General features: G+C 49.9%; 19 protein-coding genes. 4 read left to right on the top strand and 15 right to left on the bottom strand.

All coding sequences use genetic code 11. From position 1 onward, the window contains the following. Positions 1–3 precede the first annotated feature (3 nt). The gene (locus Q1B47_RS06940; protein WP_299790738.1) at positions 4–810 is read right to left on the bottom strand and encodes a glycine zipper domain-containing protein; all 807 of its coding nucleotides are present in this window, start codon (positions 808–810) and stop codon (positions 4–6) included. Between the two features lie 156 nt (positions 811–966). On the opposite strand from Q1B47_RS06940, the gene Q1B47_RS06935 reads away from it, so the two are divergent. Beyond that, positions 967–1,932 (top strand): helix-turn-helix transcriptional regulator, encoded by a 966-nt coding sequence (locus Q1B47_RS06935; protein ID WP_299790735.1) that lies wholly within the window; start codon positions 967–969, stop codon positions 1,930–1,932. Positions 1,933–1,995: 63 nt separating this feature from the next. Here Q1B47_RS06935 and Q1B47_RS06930 read toward each other — a convergent pair whose 3' ends face one another. Beyond that, entirely contained in the window at positions 1,996–3,366 is a 1,371-nt protein-coding gene (locus Q1B47_RS06930) for a hypothetical protein (protein WP_299790732.1), read from the bottom strand. Positions 3,367–3,629: 263 nt separating this feature from the next. Beyond that, entirely contained in the window at positions 3,630–5,180 is a 1,551-nt protein-coding gene (locus Q1B47_RS06925; RefSeq protein ID WP_299790729.1) for a VCBS repeat-containing protein, read from the bottom strand. Positions 5,181–5,529: 349 nt separating this feature from the next. Here Q1B47_RS06925 and rarD point away from each other — a divergent pair, with 349 nt between their 5' ends. Further along, positions 5,530–6,453 carry an EamA family transporter RarD gene (gene rarD / locus Q1B47_RS06920; RefSeq protein WP_299790725.1) on the top strand — a complete coding sequence of 308 codons (924 nt, stop codon included), beginning with the start codon at positions 5,530–5,532 and terminating at the stop codon, positions 6,451–6,453. A 58-nt stretch (positions 6,454–6,511) separates the two neighbouring features. Here the strand turns inward: rarD and Q1B47_RS06915 are convergent, their stop codons facing one another. After that, entirely contained in the window at positions 6,512–7,090 is a 579-nt protein-coding gene (locus Q1B47_RS06915) for a lipase (RefSeq protein WP_299790722.1), read from the bottom strand. Between the two features lie 186 nt (positions 7,091–7,276). Here Q1B47_RS06915 and Q1B47_RS06910 point away from each other — a divergent pair, with 186 nt between their 5' ends. Beyond that, complete coding sequence (locus Q1B47_RS06910) at positions 7,277–8,284, top strand: class I SAM-dependent methyltransferase (protein WP_299790719.1); 1,008 nt, start codon at positions 7,277–7,279, stop codon at positions 8,282–8,284. Between the two features lie 81 nt (positions 8,285–8,365). On the opposite strand, the gene Q1B47_RS06905 is transcribed toward Q1B47_RS06910, so the two are convergent. The 6 genes from Q1B47_RS06905 to Q1B47_RS06880 all read right to left on the bottom strand — a co-directional run bounded on the left by Q1B47_RS06905 (position 8,366) and on the right by Q1B47_RS06880 (position 12,340). Beyond that, complete coding sequence (locus tag Q1B47_RS06905; RefSeq protein WP_299790990.1) at positions 8,366–8,497, bottom strand: alkyl sulfatase C-terminal domain-containing protein; 132 nt, start codon at positions 8,495–8,497, stop codon at positions 8,366–8,368. Positions 8,498–8,712: 215 nt separating this feature from the next. After that, positions 8,713–9,438: a phosphate ABC transporter ATP-binding protein gene (locus Q1B47_RS06900; RefSeq protein WP_299790716.1), complete on the bottom strand. Its 726-nt coding sequence runs from the start codon at positions 9,436–9,438 to the stop codon at positions 8,713–8,715. Continuing rightward, a complete protein-coding gene (locus Q1B47_RS06895) occupies positions 9,428–10,327 on the bottom strand; it encodes an ABC transporter permease subunit (protein ID WP_299790713.1) in 900 nt (299 codons plus the stop codon). Before Q1B47_RS06895 ends, Q1B47_RS06900 begins: the two co-directional genes overlap by 11 nt. Continuing rightward, positions 10,324–11,202: an ABC transporter permease subunit gene (locus Q1B47_RS06890; RefSeq protein WP_299790710.1), complete on the bottom strand. Its 879-nt coding sequence runs from the start codon at positions 11,200–11,202 to the stop codon at positions 10,324–10,326. Before Q1B47_RS06890 ends, Q1B47_RS06895 begins: the two co-directional genes overlap by 4 nt. Before the next feature lie 19 nt (positions 11,203–11,221). Continuing rightward, positions 11,222–12,061, bottom strand: a complete 840-nt coding sequence (locus Q1B47_RS06885; protein WP_299790708.1) for a phosphate ABC transporter substrate-binding protein — start codon at positions 12,059–12,061, stop codon at positions 11,222–11,224. Between the two features lie 48 nt (positions 12,062–12,109). After that, positions 12,110–12,340: a hypothetical protein gene (locus Q1B47_RS06880; RefSeq protein ID WP_299790705.1), complete on the bottom strand. Its 231-nt coding sequence runs from the start codon at positions 12,338–12,340 to the stop codon at positions 12,110–12,112. A 280-nt stretch (positions 12,341–12,620) separates the two neighbouring features. Between Q1B47_RS06880 and Q1B47_RS06875 the strand changes: the two genes are divergently transcribed. After that, positions 12,621–12,884 (top strand): hypothetical protein, encoded by a 264-nt coding sequence (locus Q1B47_RS06875; protein ID WP_299790702.1) that lies wholly within the window; start codon positions 12,621–12,623, stop codon positions 12,882–12,884. 221 nt (positions 12,885–13,105) lie between these two features. Here Q1B47_RS06875 and Q1B47_RS06870 read toward each other — a convergent pair whose 3' ends face one another. From Q1B47_RS06870 to Q1B47_RS06850, 5 genes are all read right to left on the bottom strand, one after another. Beyond that, on the bottom strand, positions 13,106–14,116 hold the full coding sequence (locus Q1B47_RS06870; protein WP_299790699.1) for an FAD:protein FMN transferase: 1,011 nt from the start codon (positions 14,114–14,116) through the stop codon (positions 13,106–13,108). Between the two features lie 98 nt (positions 14,117–14,214). Further along, positions 14,215–15,969, bottom strand: coding sequence for a flavocytochrome c (locus Q1B47_RS06865; protein WP_299790696.1), 1,755 nt, complete (start codon positions 15,967–15,969; stop codon positions 14,215–14,217). A gap of 29 nt (positions 15,970–15,998) precedes the next feature. Further along, a complete protein-coding gene (locus Q1B47_RS06860) occupies positions 15,999–16,745 on the bottom strand; it encodes an outer membrane protein OmpK (RefSeq protein WP_299790693.1) in 747 nt (248 codons plus the stop codon). A 479-nt stretch (positions 16,746–17,224) separates the two neighbouring features. After that, a complete protein-coding gene (locus Q1B47_RS06855) occupies positions 17,225–18,439 on the bottom strand; it encodes a HAMP domain-containing sensor histidine kinase (protein ID WP_299790690.1) in 1,215 nt (404 codons plus the stop codon). Continuing rightward, positions 18,429–19,103 (bottom strand): response regulator transcription factor, encoded by a 675-nt coding sequence (locus Q1B47_RS06850; RefSeq protein WP_299790687.1) that lies wholly within the window; start codon positions 19,101–19,103, stop codon positions 18,429–18,431. Before Q1B47_RS06850 ends, Q1B47_RS06855 begins: the two co-directional genes overlap by 11 nt. Positions 19,104–19,106: the final 3 nt, after the last annotated feature.

The raw sequence follows: 19,106 nt of genomic DNA, 5'->3' as shown, positions 1-19,106 counted from the left end.
CTCTTATCCCTGACGGGTAAAACGGTAAGATTGTATCTGCACTTCGGTGCCCTTTACCTGAGTATAGGTATCGACAAGGAACACATCTTTGCCGGCAAAGCGTAGCTCGACTCGCATATTGTTACGCTCATCACCGGAAAGGGTCTGCCCCTCTACACCGACCGGGTAGTAACTGTATCTTTGACTACTGCCCTGAAATTCACCGGAGAAGCGCATCATTTCATTGTTGCTGAAATCTGTCTCCAGGCTATAGCCGCCTGCCGGAGTATAGCCAAGTTGGATCTGGCCGGTTAGCTCATGGGCAACGCCATCGACATTGAGCTGCTCAAACTGCAGCTGAGCCACTGTGGTCTTAGCCAGACTTCCCTTCGCCATGCCGGTGGCCTCGATGCGGTTTCCGTCATCAAGCAATGCCCAGACATTGATCTGCCAATCTCCGGAAAAGTCATTCAGTCTGTCCCAGCTCTGTGGCACACCGCTCAGCTGTGGCGCATTTGGCGTTGTGCCATTCCCTAAGCCATTAATGTTGATGTTCTTGCTGCCGTTTGCATTGCGGTGATCTTCCCTGTCATTTTGATAATCCGCCGCGGCACCTGCTGCACCACCAGCCGCAGCACCAACCATAGCCCCCTTAGCAGCCAGGCTGGCATCACCTGCTGCAGCGCCTAAGGCTAACCCTAAGATGGCACCACCGGCTGCACCTGTTTTCAATCCACGATTGCGATCCTGCTCACCGTCATTGGTACTCGCACAGCCACTCAGGAGTGAAACGCACAGGGCTGCAAGTAAGGTTTTTCTCATGTTTTTCATAGTGTGTTCCTCAGTAAAAAGCGGTACATTATCAGTGAGTCAGTAAGGCTATTTAATCAGATTGATTAAATTTGTATCAGGGCATGACAGCGAAAAAAAAATTAGCTCATGCCTAGTAGCGGCAGCGGTTTCTGATGTGAAAAACAAGGAAGAGATATGAGCAGGGATCAATTTTCAGGAATAGATGATTACCTCATAAATAGACGAACTCAAAGAGGGCTCTCACAAGAGGGGTTGGCACTCGAGTTACAGGCCTATGGCGAGCTGTTCGCCGATATCGATTCTCTGGCGATCAGCCGCTGGGAGCGAGGCAAGGTCAGTCCCAACATACGGCGTCAGATAGCCTTGATGGAATATTTTGCAGATGAACCTCATCTGCTGCTATCTAATCCAGAATTTGAGTTAAAACAGCTCCCCTCTATCTCGGCTTTTCAGAAGATGCTGGATCAGCAAACCAGTTACAACCATGTGATGGGGGCACACCCCTACATCTCCAGCGACAATTTCAGCTTCGATAAGGTCAACAAGCACGCCGATAATGCCGCGCAGATGATACGCTGGGTCACTCACTACCATAGTAACCTCACTCGCCAGCGTGAATGCTGGCAGCCGGGCTTTATCACTGAGCTGGTCGAACACCCCTCTACCGAGGTGACCTTCTATCAGGTCGACGGCGTGCTCATCGGTCATATCATAATGGTAAGGGTCAGTCCTGAAACCTTAAACTCGTTGCTTACGGGTCAGATGGAAGATACTGAGCTCACACCTGCATACCTGGTCGATAGCAAGCAGGCGGCTTCGAGTTACATACTCAGCGCTTACCTTGGAGGACGACACATTGCCGAGGACTACCTTACACACCTGTTGCTGAGCCTGATAGAGAACCCGCTGACTCTGGGCTTAGGTTACCGGGCAAGATCTGACATAGGGATCAAGCTGATGGACTTTCTGACCGGTGTTCAGATTGCCACCGGAGAGCGACTCACCGACAGACTAGATGGTGCCAGATATAACGGCAAACGGTATGCTTACGTCTCCTTCTCTTTGCAGAGGCAAGACCTGCTCGCCAGCCCCCTGCTGCTCAACCTGATGCGTAACTCCACTGAGGCGGAAAAAGTTTAAGAGTAAGGGGGCAACAAAAAAGCAGAGCAAATACTCTGCCTCAGCAGCGACGGCTTCTAATCCCTATTGAAACAGAGACAGCTTATATCCTAACGACATAGTACTATCCTTGATCAGGGCCATAGAGTAATGCCCTCCTCCCTCCAGCGTGAGCAGCTCGGACTGGTAGAGCAGGGTCAGGTTATCACTGTCATCTTGCTGAACGACACTTATCTCATACTCCCCTGACGGTATGGTCAGCGCATTCAACTCGGCGAAGTCGACATCATCCAGCTTATACTCAGCCGACTCTATGGTTTCACTGGAGCGGACGAAATATACGGTAAGATCCTCGAACTCGTGCACCAGGTTTGCGAAGTTCATCTGATACTCGAATGCCCTGGGTCTGAGATCTTGGGTAAAGGTCATCCCTTTCACCCCTCCCTCCTCATCCTGATAGACAAAGATGGAGCGACTTTCATCCTGATTAAAGGTCACCAGAAGGTTATTCGCGAGCACCTCTGCCGAGTCGCTAGCCTCAATACTCACCCCGTAATCATCGAACGCTATCTCTCTGAACTCTGAGACCTGACCCACTGCGATACCAGCAAGCTCAATGGCACTTGAATGACTCGTCATCTCTACGTCGATACTCCCCTGCTCACTCAGGCCGTTAAACACCCTGAACTCGGCATGGGCATCGATATTGGCGTAGTTTACAGGCGTCGAGGTTGAGTCGACACTGTCTATGGTGATGCCGGGAGTTCCGGGCCCGAAGCTCTCCCGGATAATTAACTTATAGACGGTATTAGTCGATAGAGACATATTCGCCGTCGTGTAAATCGGTTCTCTGGAGCCGGGCTCAGTCAGGTAGAGGGTATAGTCTCCCGTGTCGAATATCACAGAGTCGGAGTACTCCTTATAGTTCACCTCGCCCAGCAAGGTTGCATCGATAAACTCTCTCCCTTCTATGCCGATATAGACATCGAACCCCGCACTATTCATCGCTGCATGGGCAACCAGGAGTTGCATCTTGCTGTAATCCTCATCCTCATCGCTGTTCAGTTCATCCATCTCCCCTCTTTGATAACTAATATCCCAAAACTCGGGAGAGTGGTAATCACCCACCAGCATGAACAGGTGCTCTTCACCATCTACCATCTCCAGACTCTGTTCATAGATGGTCAGATCATCCCCGTGCTCATCATTTCCGATAATGGCCAACTCCACACTTCCCGTAGTGTAGGAGTACCTCGCCATGGAGTCGGCGAAATCCACACCGGTATACTCATATTCATCCATCGAAAGCCGGGCCGCCGTGCTGTTAGGCGAAGCGTTATAAAACTGAATATAGCTCGCATCTGACGTAGTGTCCTCATCATCACTGCTACACCCTGTCATCCCCAGCAACGCACCTGATAGGATGAGTGTCTGCCATAAAAAAGATGTTTTCAAAATAAACTCCCTCTGTTCACCAATTGTTATAACCATTTACCTGGTTGTTACTTATGACCAATAACGAGCGTCAAGAACTGTAAGGGAGAGTAATAGAGGGTAATGAAACTTATAGATTTGTGATAAAGAGAATGGAAAAGTAAATCCGGGCTGAAACAGCGCCTCACGGCGCTGCTATTTGTTAACCCGACGGTTCTGTTTCTTGTCCTGCACCGCAGTCTAAAGGGCTCAACAGTCAGTGACCAAAGCCCTTTACATATCCGCTAACGGGAGATGAGTACCTTAAATTGGTTTAATAACTTATCGTCGTCCTGACGTCCGAACTTAATCAAGAGGTCGTCTTTACCATCGCCATTGAGATCATCACTGGACAGCATGCCTCCCTCCTGTGGCAATAGGGTATCAAACTGCTCGCTGCGACTCTCAAACAGTTTGCCGTCTCGAGCCCCCAGAAATATCTTTAATCTGTCTGTACCGTCTGAGAGCAGGAGGTCCTGTAACTCATCACCGTTGATATCGGCAAGCTCAACGACAGGACTGCCACTCTGACCCGAGGTCAGGCTAAAGCTGAGCTCGACCTCCTGGGTTACATTGGGTTTGGCGGGGAAGTGATTGTTACTGTCCATCTTAAACAGATGGACATCCTGATCGATACTCCCCGATACCAGCGCGCCGATGATCTGTGATAACCCGATATCGAAACCTGCCACCATCACCTCGAGCTTGTCATCATTATCGATATCGATAAACTCAAGATCCGTCAACGTCCCCTCGGCGCGCACAACACTGCTCGCCTTAGCCGGAAATACCAGCTTACCCTGCCGGTTTTCACCGAGAAACAGCTCATAATCGTTGACCCTGTCGAGTACCCCCGAGCTCTTGGTGTACCTGAGGACAAGATCGGTAATACCGTCCCTGTTAACATCCCTGACCTCCTCCACCTTCCTGTATACCAGTGAGCTTTGATCTAACGGCTCACCGAAGGCATCACGCTTGTTCCACCAATCGACACCACTGATAGCTTGCCTGACGGGGATATAGCCGGGCACGGGGTTAAACATACCGGTATCATCCTGTGAATATACCTCTAACTCACCTTCGGCAATCTTGATGATATCCTCACGTCCATCGAAATCGGCATCGCTGACATAGAGGGTAGATTCGATATATTCTGCGCCACGGTTGTCCACATTAACCTGCGGGGTGATAGGCAGGGTCTGATCTTCAAATTCGCCTCCCTCTCTGGCGATAAGCAGCCTGACCTGAGTAAAATCGCTGATCAGAATATCGGCACGTTTATCGCCATTAAGGTCCCGTACAAACTCTCCACGACTGATGAAATCCGGGCGTTTTTTCAAGGTAATTGAGCGGATCTGAGCGATGACTTTGAAGGGGGCGGCACTGTTTTCCGGCACATACTGAACCAGATGCTCACTCGAGAGAAAGTAGAGAGCCTGTTTCTTCCGGCTATCGTCACTCTCATCGCTGATATCGAAAGAGTAAAACGAAGGTGGCAGCAGTAACTTCTGATATAGGCTATAACGTTGATTCTCTGTGTTTAATCTGTATATCCCTAACCACTTTTGTCGATTATCATCCACGCCAAAGGTGACAAGCTCCTTCCCCTCTTCGGCAAGAAGGTCGACCGGAAGCACAGGGTGAGTCAGTTTAAACGGCGCCTGAATGGCATGCTCCTCAATAGTGACCGGCTCATCTCCATCGGCGGCAATAGCCCCCAGAGAACTCAGCAGAGAGGTCAGACCCACCGCAATCACCAGAGCCCGCTCTGTAAATCCTTTTCCCATACTTCCCATTAATTGCCGACTCCCTTTCAATCATGAATATAGAAATATAACTAACGACTAATACCAATCGGTATAATCTATCGACTCTGAAGAGAAATGGAAGCTCGGTTAACGGACTGTTACAAACTAAGCGGGCCCCAATAGGCTTTCGATGATGCAGATAATATCACCACAGGGGGTAAACCTTTGGGTAACCTTCTCCCCAAATCTCACCAACACACTGTTTACACTGCAATTAAATAAACAGGTTTCCGGAAAGAGTCGATATATTTGAGTGATCTGCCTCACATCCCCTCGCTCGATTCAATGAGAGAATTGCCGCGTTTTACGACCTTAATTCATCTCAAACAGCTGGCATATGCAATCTACTCCTATCGGTCAAGTTCACTCATCTGTTCAGGGTAACTCCCTCGCGGCTCTTTCATTCCTTCTATGGGGCTTGATGCCGCTCTACTATCAATTCATCCCCGGCGCAGTTATCAATGAGATGCTGGCATTTCGCATTCTCTTCTCCGTGCCCTTTATGGCATTGGTCTTTGTGCTGTTGCGTCGCAAAATGCCGACACTGAAGCAGGTGTTATCCGATAAACGCTCCCTCGCGCTGTGCGGGTTGGCAACACTTATCATGTGCGTCTCCTGGTATAGTTTCACCTGGGCTATCACCCACGGCCAGGTGTTAGCGGCAAGTTTGGGCTTCTTTATCAACCCCCTCTTCGCCATCGGACTAGGCGTACTCTTTCTCAAAGATAGGCTCACCCCGGCTCAGAAAGCGGCCGTCATGCTGGGGGTGGCTGGTATCGGCTACATGGTATACAGCTATGGTGAGCTGCCCTGGCTGGCGCTTAGCATGGGGGGATTTTTTGCCCTATATGGGCTGTGTAAGAAGTTTATCCGTTTCGACTCGCTGACATCGGTGACCTTAGAAGCCATGCTGTTAATGCCGTTTGCGGCGCTCTACATCATTTGGTTATGGAGTTCAGATCAGAGCGTTGCGATCAATGGTGAACTGTCACAACTGCTGCTCTATATGGGGACGGCGCCGGTTACCCTGTTACCGCTAATCTTCTTCGCCTTAGCCATCAGCCGCACCAGCCTGTCTATGATAGGCCTGATGCAATATATCGAACCCAGCATGCACTTCCTGTTAGCCGTACTCCTGTTCAATGAGCACTTCGATCAGGTAAAGGCGATAAGTTTTGCGCTGATCTGGACAGGACTACTTCTCTGCTCGCTGGAGGCCTTGCCCAGCCTGAGGGTATTTACCCACAGACGGCACAACTAATGGCTGGAGGAGGTAATGGCTGGAGAAAGTTGCTCTTGCCAGCTATGGTTAACGGCATTTAACTCTGATTGAGTTGCCCCAGGATCTCGTTAACGATTTTTCGGCTGAAGATGACCGACAGGTGCAGCAGGATAAAGAATTTTTTATTCTCAGCAACCGGCCAGAAAGAGCTGGAGCTGGGCACTATGGTGAAATCTATCGGCGTCCAGTATGAAAACACATTGACCCCCTCCAGGCTGGCATCGTTGGCATCGAGAGTTCGCAACAGCTTGCTCCCGGGCCTGAGCTGCCTCATCCCCTTCGACGGATAGGGAAGATAGGCCCAGTAGCTGCCTCTATGGGGTGTCGACAGGGTAAAAAAGTTTACCGTGCGCCCGGCGCCGCCGAGCATCTGCAGGTAGTGGCGAACGACGATCCCTCCCATACTGAAACCTACCAGGCTGATCGGCTCCTTATCACCGAAGCGCGCCTCTATCTGCTGCTTGAGGCTCGCACTGGCATATTCGATGCCGTGGCGACCATCGAGCGGTGCAATAGTCGGCGTGAAACACTCATACCCCTGCGCTTCTAACTGGCGTTTCATCCAGTAAAGCACACTGCCTGTATTGAAGATCCCATGTACCAGTACTATTTTCATCCGGTCTACTCTTCATATTCTCTGTGCTCACTGCTAAACGGCCTAAGCACGGTAAGCTGTCAAAAAGGTGAGGGGAATTAGCCCCCGATAACGAGTCTAGGTTATTTATCGTCTGATGTTTGCTATCATGCGCGCAAATTTAGTACTTGCCGGCTATCTTCGGCAGTTAATACGAGCATTATGACCATGTCGATTCCATCACTACTCGCCAACGCTTTAGAAAAGCGTCAAGACCTCTTAGCCCGATTTAAGGCTGACAATACCGACTGCTTCCGGGTATTCCATGGTACGGTCGAGGGGGTTAATGGCTTAAATATCGACAGGTATGGCGATGCTTGGCTGATTCAGACCTTTCATCAAACACTGAGCGAAGATGAGCTCAAGCAGCTCCGAACCTCACTCTTGCAGTTAGCCGAACTGCCAATCGTCTATAACGATCGCTCGAACAAAAACTCTCGCGTGCTCAATAGCCTGGATGCTGAAACAGAGAGCTTCGCCCAATCGGATCAGGTGATGCAGGAAAACGGCATCAAGTTCACCACTAAACTGCGCCACGAAGGGCAAGACCCGCTGCTGTTTCTGGATATGCGAGTCGGTCGTGAATTTGTTAAGGCTAACAGCAGGGACAAGACGGTACTCAACCTATTCTCATATACCTGCGGCATAGGTACAGCGGCGGCAGTCGGCGGCGCCAAGCGAGTCGTCAACGTAGACTTCTCCTCATTCGCACTGGCAGCGGGCAGGAAAAACGCCGAGCTCAACGGTGTCAGCCAGGTCTGTGAGTTCATTCAGAGCGATGCATTCCCGGCACTACGCCAACTCGCCGGCCTCAAAGTCGGTGGACGACGTAACCAGAAGCTTCCCGCCTACCCTAAGCTTCCGGCGACCCAATTCGATCTGGTCTTTCTCGATCCACCACGTTTTGCCAAGAGCCCATTCGGGATAGTGGATCTGATCAACGATTATCAGAGCCTGTTCAAGCCGGCGCTGTTAACCACTAAGAGGGGGGGCACCATAGTCTGTTGCAACAATGTGGCTAAGGTCGAACGCGAAAGCTGGTTTAATGCACTGGTTCGTTGCGTCGAAAAACAGGGACGAACGGTAACCGGCCATAGCTGGATTAATTGCCATGAAGACTTCCCCTCCTTTGACGGTAACCACCCACTTAAGATCGTTGCCCTTAAGATCGATTAAGAATCAAAGGTTAATGGTTAAAGAGTAGAGGGTTAAATGAACAAGATGAGCCCGGTAGATGATGGGCTCATCGATGTGAAGCTAGGGCGTCACGATATTAAACACACCTTCAGGCTTATCCAGCAAGGTAAGAAAATTTACCAGCCCGAGCTTACTTCCCTCAATACTCATCTCACCGGAAAACAGCAGGTCCGATAACCCGGCACTACCTATGACGAGCTCGATAAAGAGTTCGTGACTGATGTTAAGTGTCGCATCGGCGGACAGGGCAATTTGTGTTACTTAATCAGGCGACAATCATATACTTCAGAAAGCGTACTTCAGATAATAAAAAACCACCTATGATACACGATCACTGATGGTTAATTGTTTCGGTGGTAAACCTATTGGATAAGCTTAATTGCAGATGTTGGCTTGAGAGGAGGAAACTACTCACTGATAACCTGCTGCCGCTCCAGCTTGAAGCTCTTATCCGCCAGCCGCTTAGTCTGGGCGGGACAGTGTGACACCATCACCATGGTGTACTGCTGCTTCAATGACGCCAACAACTGCTCTATCACCTCGGTATTATATGGATCGAGAGAAGCGGTAGGTTCATCCAGCAGCAGTATCTCAGGCTCAAGTACTAAGGTTCTGGCCAGGCATAACCTTTGCTGCTGGCCGCCGGATAGCGAGGTGGCATCGGCATTGAGTCTCTCCTTGACCTCATCCCATAACCTCACCTGCATCAACACCTCCTCACAGCGTGCCATGGCTCGAGTCGAATCTAATCCCGCCACGACCTTAAGCGGCAATGTCAGGTTCTCTATGATGCTACCCGGTAACAGGTTAGGGTTTTGAAATACCATGCCGACCTTGCGGCGCAGCAGAGGCAGCTGTTTATCGGCAAGCTGATTGACATCGATCTCACCTGCTGACAACTTCAGACAGATATTGCCGTTCACCTCATGCTTGTCGAAACAGTCGTTAAGCCTGTTCAATGCCCGCAACAGGGTCGTCTTGCCACAGCCTGAGGGACCGCTCAACATATGTAACTGTCCCTTGTGCAACCGTATATTCACATCCCTGAGTACGGTTTTAGCGGCAAAACGAATAGTGACTCCCCGCATGTGTCCAATTAGATCACCTTGCGGATCTCTCACATCATCTGACACTTACACTCCTTAAATGGCCACTGGCCACTCTAAACATACTAAGGTTAGGGCGCCTCACAAGTGCGGCGAGCAGGGTAAAGATAACGCTGGTCAGCGTAAGCAGGACTAATGCTGCGCCGAAAGCCATGCTGAGTTCCTGCTTAGATTGATACTGGGCACTGTAGTAAAAAATGGTGAATGGCAGGGCTTCGAATCGCTGCAGTAATCCAGCGGGTAATCCCGCATTTGCAACGGCGCCGGTTAACATTATCACGGCGGTATCTTCAGCCGCCCTGCCTATCGCCAGCATGAGTCCACTCATTATTCCCCTCCCCGCTTGCGGCAGCAGCAGACGATAAGTGATTTGCCACTGGGTCATCCCTAAGGCGGCTCCCGTGACAGTCAGCTGCTTTGGCAAGCTGATCAAGGCGTTTTGCGTCGCGCAGGCAATATAGGGGAGGATCAGCAGAGCCAGACAGCTCGCCGCAAGCAGCAGGCTCGCATTAGCCTCGGGAAAGAAGCTGCTGCGCAGAATTAAAATCAGGCTAAAGCCAAACAAGCCCATCAGGATGGATGGGATCCCGGCCAGAATATCGACGGCCAGGCTAAACAGTTTCTGAGCGGGCTTGTCCGGCGCACCAGCGAGCCAGATACCGCTGGCAACTCCTGGCAACGAAGCCAGAGTTACCGCAGAAAAAACCACGGTAAGCGTACCTACACAGGCGGGCCATATTCCCTCCCATACGGGTTGTCGGCCAAGCACTGCGGCAAGTGGCGGCGTATCACCGAAGAAGAGTCGAAGCTCTAACGTCGGCAGAGCCTTGAACATGATGAAACCTATCAGAGTCATCATGACACTCATTAACGCAAGGGCACACAGCTTGCCCCAATAACCTATAAGACGGCTCATCTCGACTGCACCAACTGGTGTCGCCCCACAAGATGACGTGATAGCAAGCAGATACAAGCACTACATATTAACAGCAGCATGCCGGCGGCAAACAGTGAGTTATAGACTTCACTACCTTGATCGGTCGCGATCACCAAGGCGATATGCGCGGTCAGGCTTCGAATCGCATCGAAAACGCCTGAAGGCAACTGCGTGGCATTACCTGCCAGCATCAAAGGCAGCATAGTATCTCCGATAGCCCGGTTAAACCCGAGCAACGCCGCGCCACAGATGTTGACCCTGCAACGGGGTAAAATCACATGCACATAAGTTTGCTCGGGGCTAACCCCCAGCGCCTGAGCGCCCAGTGCATATTGCTGCCATAACGGCGCGGTAATGTTATCCAACATGACACAGATAACGGGTAGAATAAGCAGCACCAACATGCAGATAGCGGCAAACAGGCTGTACCCTGAGCCCAGCTGCAAGCCGTTACGCAGCAGGGGCAGGAGTAGAAAAAGCGCCGCTAATCCATAAACCACGGTCGGTATCGCGGCCATAAACTTAAGCAGGGATTGCACTATCGCAACCAGGTAGCGCCGACGGGATAACAGGCAGAAGCTATTGAGCCCAATGGCGATAACAAAGGCGACAGCAGCTGAAATAAGGGCCAGTAACAGAGTGCCGCAGACCATGGCCAATATGCCGAAATGCCCCTGTTCCGGTTGCCAGCGCAAATTGAAGACCCCGCTGGTTTCAGTTAAGAATATTGGTAGAGAGAACCAGATCAGGAAACAGAAAACCGAAAGCAGCAGCAAGCCACTGATGACGACTAAGATCATCAGCAAGCCCTGCATCCAGCTGTTTTGCTTGAGCGTATGGCTAAGATTTTGCATCGAGGGCGAGCTCAGGAGATCAGTGAACAGCTCCCTGCAGTGCAATATAACCCGATGCCTGAATATGTTCTGCCCCTTGCTTGCTATAGATATAATCGATAAATGCCTGGGTCAGACTGTTAGGCGTTCCTTTTGTATTCATATATAAGCGGCGTACCACTGGGTACTCCCCTGAAGCACAAGCCTCCTGGCTGGGCAAAATATGATTGTAAGCCGGCGCTTTTACCATCTCATCGATATACCCGACACTACTATAGCCTATTGCACCAAAGTCCTGAGACACAGCTGTTTTCATCGCACCATTGGATGGCACTATATTAGCGCTTGCAGCAAGCTGCGCACCATTTAGTAGCTTCTTGGTGAACACAGAGCGGGTACCGCTCGCCTCGTCACGGCTAAACAGATGTATCTGTCTGTCTTGCCCGCCCAGCTCGCGCCAGTTGGTGATTTTTCCCTGGTAAATATCGATGATCTGCTGCTGACTGAGATCATCGACCGGGTTCTCCGGATGCAGGATCACGGCGACACCATCGATAGCGAAGGGGTATGACTTCAATCCTAAGCTCATCTCCTTGTTTTTTAAGGCGCGTCCGGTATTACCTATATCCACCAGCTCCTTGGCCACCTGCTGTACGCCGACGCCTGAGCCCCCACCTGCGATGGTGATGCGAATATTTGAGTTATGCCCCATGATCTTACGTGCAGCCCTCTTCATCACCGGAATATGCGCGGTACCGCCGGCAATGCTCAACTGACCACTCATCCCATCGAAAGTTGAAAGATCATCGGCAATAAGTGGACCCGACATAAGCAAGGTAAGGATCGCCATTAAGCGAACAAAGCTGATTTTTAATATCATAAAAATTCCCGACAGTTAGTGTGATACACAATAAGCGATGACAGAAGATTATCCGGCAAGACGGGCAATTATTGCGATTAACACCTCGGGGGCAAGTGGTTTATCTGTTTTTTGCCACATCTGTCGCCAAGTTTCCAGGATAGATCGTCGACATGGACCAAATTGACCAAGAGTTAATAACAAGTTGATGGTAGCACTGAGACGGGAACGATAGAGGGCGATAGTAGAGTGCTCCCTCCTGCACTCCTCCAGAAAAAAGTGACAAGACTTTTTAATCATTTAAAGCGGACAATAAATATCAAATTATAAGCTGAGCTTAATAACCTTATTAGAAATACTAACACCTATAAAATACCTAACCTTGCCCATCTGATATATAATCAAGAGTAATAAGCAAGCTCAACCACGTTTATTAATCTATCAGATTGCATACAGCGATCTTAAGATAAAACTCCAAATATAGATTAAACATTTATATTTAAAGCATTCTAAATAATGTCACAAGGTTTTATCTCAAATTACATAGCAAATATATTTACCATCAATGGAGTCGATGTTCATGCCGAGAGGTGAAGATAAAATCATCAGGAATCTGGAAGTAAAAGGTAAAGAGGCGAAAGAGATTTATCAAATATCCTCGGCAACAGGCAACCGCCTCTCCACCGGCCAAACAGAGATACAGGTCGGAATAAGTGATATCCACCTGGGTGCCAAGTTACAACTTGAGGCGATAGCCAGGCGCGGCTGGGATGAATTAGAACATATCACCGATCGAGAGCTGCGTACTAAAATGTCCAAACTGCGCCATTGGCGCAAGAGATAGCTATAGACTCATGATAAGCCGGCACCATGACCATAAAGAGCCTTGAGAGAAAGGCTCTATGCCGAGCTACCAGCCTCTGTCTTGTTACCGGCATTCATATCGTAAGCAGAGCCAAAGTCAAACTGCATACCAAGAGCACGAGCGCGCTCAGGGCAACTATCATGCGCATTGTTCTCTCAAACTCCATCTAACCTCTCCTCATAAACAGCTATTGTAAGTGCTCACTCACCGTTAATAAGATACGGGAAGATGGCGTCACTGAAGTGGGTCTTCAGGCCCGATGATGTCTGCTCGATCAACATGACCGCCAGCCCGAGTTCATCGGCAACCTGCATAGAGCGCTCCACACTTAAGACCATCATGGCGGTAGCAAAACCATCGGCTACGGCACATCGAGGATGAAGCACGGTCGCCGATAGCACACTATTTTCGACCGGTATCCCCGTTTCAGGGTCGATGATGTGGCTCAGTCGTCTGTCATCGCTGCGGATATAGTTCACATAGTTACCCGAGGTGGCCATGGAGATCCCTTTAAGATTAATAAGCTCCTGTATCTCAAGGCTGAATTTCTGTGGCCTGGTCACGGCAACTCTCCAATCCCTGCCCCTGACACCGACTCCGCGAGTCCGCACCTCCCCGCCAATCTCTACCAGATAATTAACCACACCCGCGCCATCGAGCACCTCAGCGACGCGATCTACACCATAGCCTTTCGCCACGGCCGAAGGATTGATCTCCAGTCCCCTAATCACCTTTGTGACCGCTTGCGAGTCCAGGGTGAATCCATCCATGCCCGTTTTCGACCGAGCCAGTTCCAGCTGACCACGATCTTTGCCCTGCAACGCTCTGGGCTTAACACCAAAACCCCAAAATTCGATCACCGGCCCCAGGGTCACATCCAGCGCACCATAGGTTTGTCTCGATACCCGCTTAGAGACCTGCAGCACATCCCAAAGACGCTCAGATACCGCAATAGCCCTGCCTGTATCGTTTAAGTTAAATTCGGATATTTCGGAATCTTTACGGTAAACCGACAGGGAGGCGTTCACACTCTCCAGCTCCTGCTCCACCTGTGCCTTAATCTCCTGCTTGGTCGCAGGCGTATCTTGCAGGCGCAGCTGTATGGTGTAGGTGGTGCCCATCGTATTACCGGTTATCTGCTCGATATTGATATGCGCCCATGCCTGGGAAGCAAACAGAAACGGCATTAAACAGAACATCAGAAGTTTCATAGTGAAGCTCTTAAGCAAGTTCAAAACGAGTCTCATCACAGATAAAAATGCCGATCACCTCAGTGATCGGCATAATATCCTTTAGCACACACTAACAGTTACTGTGCCGCGGCTTCTTTACCTGCGATTCGGCCAAACACGGTAATGTCTGTGATAGCGTTACCGCCCAGGCGGTTAGAGCCATGGGTCATACCGGTAACTTCACCTGCGGCGTACAGACCGGCAATCACCTTACCTTCAGTATCCAATACACGGGTATGGGTATCTGTCATCAGGCCACCCATAGTGTGGTGAACAGATGGCTTGGCAACCAGCATATAGAATGGAGGCTTCATGATAGTCTTCAGCCCGCCACGATGATTAAACTCTTTATCATCACCCGCTTTAGCGAACTGATTGACGCGGCCAACCTGAGCCATCAATGCCTTCTCATCGATACCAAACTTACCCGCCAACTCTTCTATTGAATCAGCCTTGTACATCATGCCCTTACGGTTAAGCTCGCCGAACTCATCCTTATGAACACCGACAACACCGGCAACATCTTCAATCTCACCACCCCAAAGTACATAAGCCTGCTGATCGGTCTGAGCCAGAATTGCCCGACTGATAACGTCACGACGCTCAAGCTCTTCGACGAAACGATGACCTTCCTTGTTGACAACGATGGCTCCGAAGAAACGGGAGTCGGCAATCAGAGAGATCACACCGGTATCGATATGACAGATAGGATAGGTCTGAATAGACTCCATGTTATGGGTCTTGGCGTTTAGCTTCTCAGCCATCACGATGCCATCACCCATGATACCGCGAGCGTTAGTGGTACCATAGCGACTATCCAGCTCAGGTACATACTTGGTACGCATCGCCACGTTAGCACCGAAACCGCCGGTTGCCATGATCACACCACGCTCGGCGTTATAGATGATCTTCCGGCCATTCTTCTCCGCTTCGACACCGATCACGCGCCCATTCTGATCTTTAATCAGCGCCGTTGCGGTAGTGCGGGTGTGAATAGGGATCTGTAGCTCATCGGTTTTTGCCATAAACTTGCTGATCCACTCGGCACCGGTATGGTTACGTGGGATCAAAGCACGTTTAACGCTGTGACCACCGAACTGAAATAGCTGATCTTTATAAAAATCGACCTTGATATAGTCCCTCAGCCACTCAGCGGCCGGCAGTGCCTGCTCTGCCAGGATCTGTACCATCTCTGGATCGCCCAGATAGTCGCCCCCCTTAAGGGTATCTTTAACAAACAGATCGATATCGTCTTCGATGCCCATCTTCTTCTGAACCCAGTTACCCGGCACGTTCATCTGACCACCGGTGATCAGGCTGTTACCGCCGACTGTCGGCATCTTCTCGATAATGACGACATTGGCACCGGCATTTTTAGCCGTGATAGCGGCGCTGAAACCTGCACCACCTGAACCTATGACCACCACATCGAAGTTCTGTTCAGTGGCAAGCAGATCTTTGGACTTATCACTGCTCTTGGCCATCCCGGCAACTAAGGTCACACCCGCCGCAGCAAGAGAGCTCTCAACCGCCTCTTTAAATGCGCCACTGGTAATTGTCGCACCACTGATACCATCGACCTCGGTACTGTTATTGGCGATCATCGCATCTTTCATCTCGGTAAATACCGATGCCGCCAACACCTTGTTTTCATTCTGCTTCAGAACGCTGATATCGACCAGCTGACCATTTTTAGTCTCGGTTTGAACTTGAATCTCTCCATGTTTACCGAATGCAGAACCTTCGCTCTTGGTTATCTGCTCCGCCTCTTTTACCGAGCAGCCCATGACCAGTGCCACGATTGCGCTGGCAATAATTGTCTTTTTAATCACTTTGTTATTCCTGTTAGCTCAATCTGATATTAGAAAGTAAAACCGACTGCAACGCCGTACTCGATGCCATCATTAGGCGCCGCGCCCCAGCTATCGAAATGAGTCATATGCAACTTGGTGTAGAAAGAGTCAGTCATACTTGTCTTTAACGTAGTGATGATCTGGTGACCATAGTTGTCATAACCTAGGGTGCTCATATGGTCTTCATCACGGTCGATCTGCCCCTCATAGTTGACAGACAGAGAGTGCTTAAGTCCCAGTGCCGAGAAGGGGTAGCGGGCGTTGATCACCGCTGCATAACCACTGATGCCGTCAAAGCTGGCACCGGTTGGATCGAAATGAGCTGCAGAGTAGTTCAGACCTACACCGGCGTTAATGAAGAGATCGCCATACTTACGGTTGGTGGTCACCCCCAGATACAGGTTGTCTTCCATAACTGTACGGTTTGAGACGAGGAAGTTCTGTCCCCACAGGTTATAGCTTGTATCACCAATCTGCTTATCGACGATAAGCAGTGACTTAACTGTAAGCTTGCCGTCTTTACCATGTTGAGCCTCTTTCACCTCACCCGGGTTTTCAAGCTTTACATAAGCCAGCAGTGTGCCCCAATCGGCTTTATTGAAATGTGTTAATTTAAGAAAAGGTTGGTCATATGCCCCGCCGTTATCAGACTTAGTATCCGAGGTATGGGCCTTGTATCCCAAGTCGACCGAGGTTGCAGACATTGCAGGTGCCACCACTAAGGCGGCCAATGCTGTGACAAGTTGCTTTTTCATTAAAGTATTCCTTAATTTCAAGATTCCAATATAGGATAAAGAAATAAAAAACATTCTTTGTGAGCCAGCTCCTGTAATAATTTCAGGTAATTCAAAGTGTGTGGATTAGAGAAGTAAAATGGTCATAAAACTTAATAACATACACCCCACAAACACTATCAATGTGAAAATAACGTCAAAAATAAAAATATATTAAAAACAGCATTGTGAAAATAACGTCAAAATATAAATAACCATAAAGTTAAGAATAAAACAAATAAATCACCCACTGAGAAAATAGCTATATTTTGACAGTAATTTGCGTTAACAGAGCGAATTAATGCGCTCCCGATGAAATCAGTCGGTTTATGAAAAGCGAGGCAGCCACTAAAAAGAGTAGCCGAAAGGAGAGTGCCGGCAAGGATATAAGCATCCATTTTTCACCATAGCGGGCACTCCCTGCCCGCATGCAAACTGTTAAAATCAAGATATGCCGCAACTCATGTGGGCCGTATGATAAGCGTAGCCCTGAAGGAGTCGTGGTCATTACTGATTGAATAGTGCCAATTAAGCTGCTTAGCCAGCCTTTCGACCAACATCAAGCCCAGCCCGAAGCCACTGGAGTTATGCTTGGACAGCGGGTTGACGATATCGATCCTGTTACCTGACTGCACTATGGAGATGCCTTTAGCGCCATGCTCTAAGCTGTTACGCACTAAGTTATTCAGCACTATGGTCAGCGGCTCCTTGAGCACGAACAACTCAGTCTCATCGCACTTTAGCTCGACCGGTACATCACTCCCCTGGGCATATTTCTGATCGTAGACGATACGGTTCAGCAGGTTAGACAGCTTCACATTACTGCTATCCATCGGACTACAATCAGAACTCATCAGCCAAAGCAGCGTCTCGGTGATCGACTTCATCTGAGTCGTTGCCTGGCTGGCATGTAGAGTTGGCCCAGTCAGGTGCCCCTGTTCCAGGGTCAGAATATCGAATGAGGACTGACATATGGCGATTGGCGTCCTGAGCTCATGACTGGCAAATCGCAGGAAGGAGAGCTCACGCTGCTGCGCCTCCTTGAGCTGTTTAATGGAGCTGTCCAGCGCATCGACTATCGACTGCAGTTCGGCATAGCACTGCTTAGGAAAACGAAGCTGCTGCATCTTCTGCCAGTCATGCTGTTTTATCGCCCGGCTGATTTGGTGAACCGGCGAGATCACCCGGCTCTGTAGATACCAGGCCAGAATGGCATTCACGGTAAATGTCATGATCACCAGCAGGCAGATGGCAGCCATGTTTTTCGGTGCAAACTCAAGGTCGTGTGTGGCATTGTAATGTAGCCACACATAGCTCTGTTGACCATCTTTCCCCTGATGCAACATCAGGGCATCGATAAACTTACCGTTTGTATGCTGATGCTTCACGTTTTGCGGCTCACCGGGAGCTACGCCGCCGTTAATCGCCTTCACTCGATCCGGCACCGAATCCCAACTGGTGAATACCGTGATATTGTCTGTTTGAAATGCATTATTTCTCGGGCTGGTATAGAGCTCTGCCGCCTGAGCCGCATTACGCATGGTAATTTCATGCATGCTGAACATGCCGGTACACATCATGCACAGCGGAATGAAGCTATTGATGATCAAGGTTATCGCCAGAAAGCAGAGACCATAGACCTGATAGACACGCTTTAAACTGAGCTTAGGCTTCATCGGTATCTACCTTCAGGCATAAGCCTACTCCCCGGATAGTATGGATAAGCTTCTGCCCGAATGGTTTATCGACCACTCTGCGCAGCAGGTGAATATGGCTGCGCAGGCTATCGCTATCGGGCAAACTATCGGGCCATAACAGGCGTTCGATCTCCTCCCGCTCGACGATCTCAGGACTCCTACGTGCCAGCAGAGAGAGGATCTGCCAACCGGTGCGGGACAGCGTCAACGGCTGACCCTGCCTGTGTGCATGATGTCCGGCAAAGTCTAACTCGAGTTCCCCGATTGAGAGTAATTTGGGAGACGGGCGCCGCTGAGATACCACCCTGAGACGCGCAACCAACTCAGCCATGGCAAAGGGTTTCACCAGATAATCATCGGCCCCGACCTCGAAGCCGGATAGCCTATCCTGCAGGTTACTCCGCGCCGTCAGCATGATGATGGGTGAGATAATGCACTGCTCTTTCCACTTTTTACATGCACTGATGCCATCGCCATCCGGCAGGTTCAGATCGAGAATTATCGCATCGAAGGTACGACTGAATATTGCCTGCTCGGCCTGAGCGAGAGTCTCGGCATAATCACACTCGATCTCATTTAACTCCAGATAGTGAATAATATTCTTGGCCAACAGGCGATTATCTTCGACGAGGAGAACTAACATGCG

This window comes from uncultured Shewanella sp. (genome assembly GCF_947501225.1).
Lineage (GTDB): Bacteria > Pseudomonadota > Gammaproteobacteria > Enterobacterales > Shewanellaceae > Shewanella.
This window is presented reverse-complemented; position numbering and strand designations above follow the sequence as displayed.

Coding starts and splice junctions, on each gene's coding strand:
- Q1B47_RS06940 (WP_299790738.1), bottom strand. CDS start 810: ATGAAAAACATGAGAAAAACCTTACTTGCAGCCCTGTGCGTTTCACTC.
- Q1B47_RS06935 (WP_299790735.1), top strand. CDS start 967: ATGAGCAGGGATCAATTTTCAGGAATAGATGATTACCTCATAAATAGA.
- Q1B47_RS06925 (WP_299790729.1), bottom strand. CDS start 5,180: ATGGGAAGTATGGGAAAAGGATTTACAGAGCGGGCTCTGGTGATTGCG.
- rarD (WP_299790725.1), top strand. CDS start 5,530: ATGCAATCTACTCCTATCGGTCAAGTTCACTCATCTGTTCAGGGTAAC.
- Q1B47_RS06915 (WP_299790722.1), bottom strand. CDS start 7,090: ATGAAAATAGTACTGGTACATGGGATCTTCAATACAGGCAGTGTGCTT.
- Q1B47_RS06910 (WP_299790719.1), top strand. CDS start 7,277: ATGTCGATTCCATCACTACTCGCCAACGCTTTAGAAAAGCGTCAAGAC.
- Q1B47_RS06895 (WP_299790713.1), bottom strand. CDS start 10,327: ATGAGCCGTCTTATAGGTTATTGGGGCAAGCTGTGTGCCCTTGCGTTA.
- Q1B47_RS06890 (WP_299790710.1), bottom strand. CDS start 11,202: ATGCAAAATCTTAGCCATACGCTCAAGCAAAACAGCTGGATGCAGGGC.
- Q1B47_RS06885 (WP_299790708.1), bottom strand. CDS start 12,061: ATGATATTAAAAATCAGCTTTGTTCGCTTAATGGCGATCCTTACCTTG.
- Q1B47_RS06880 (WP_299790705.1), bottom strand. CDS start 12,340: ATGATTAAAAAGTCTTGTCACTTTTTTCTGGAGGAGTGCAGGAGGGAG.
- Q1B47_RS06875 (WP_299790702.1), top strand. CDS start 12,621: ATGCCGAGAGGTGAAGATAAAATCATCAGGAATCTGGAAGTAAAAGGT.
- Q1B47_RS06870 (WP_299790699.1), bottom strand. CDS start 14,116: ATGAAACTTCTGATGTTCTGTTTAATGCCGTTTCTGTTTGCTTCCCAG.
- Q1B47_RS06860 (WP_299790693.1), bottom strand. CDS start 16,745: ATGAAAAAGCAACTTGTCACAGCATTGGCCGCCTTAGTGGTGGCACCT.
- Q1B47_RS06855 (WP_299790690.1), bottom strand. CDS start 18,439: ATGAAGCCTAAGCTCAGTTTAAAGCGTGTCTATCAGGTCTATGGTCTC.
- Q1B47_RS06850 (WP_299790687.1), bottom strand. CDS start 19,103: ATGTTAGTTCTCCTCGTCGAAGATAATCGCCTGTTGGCCAAGAATATT.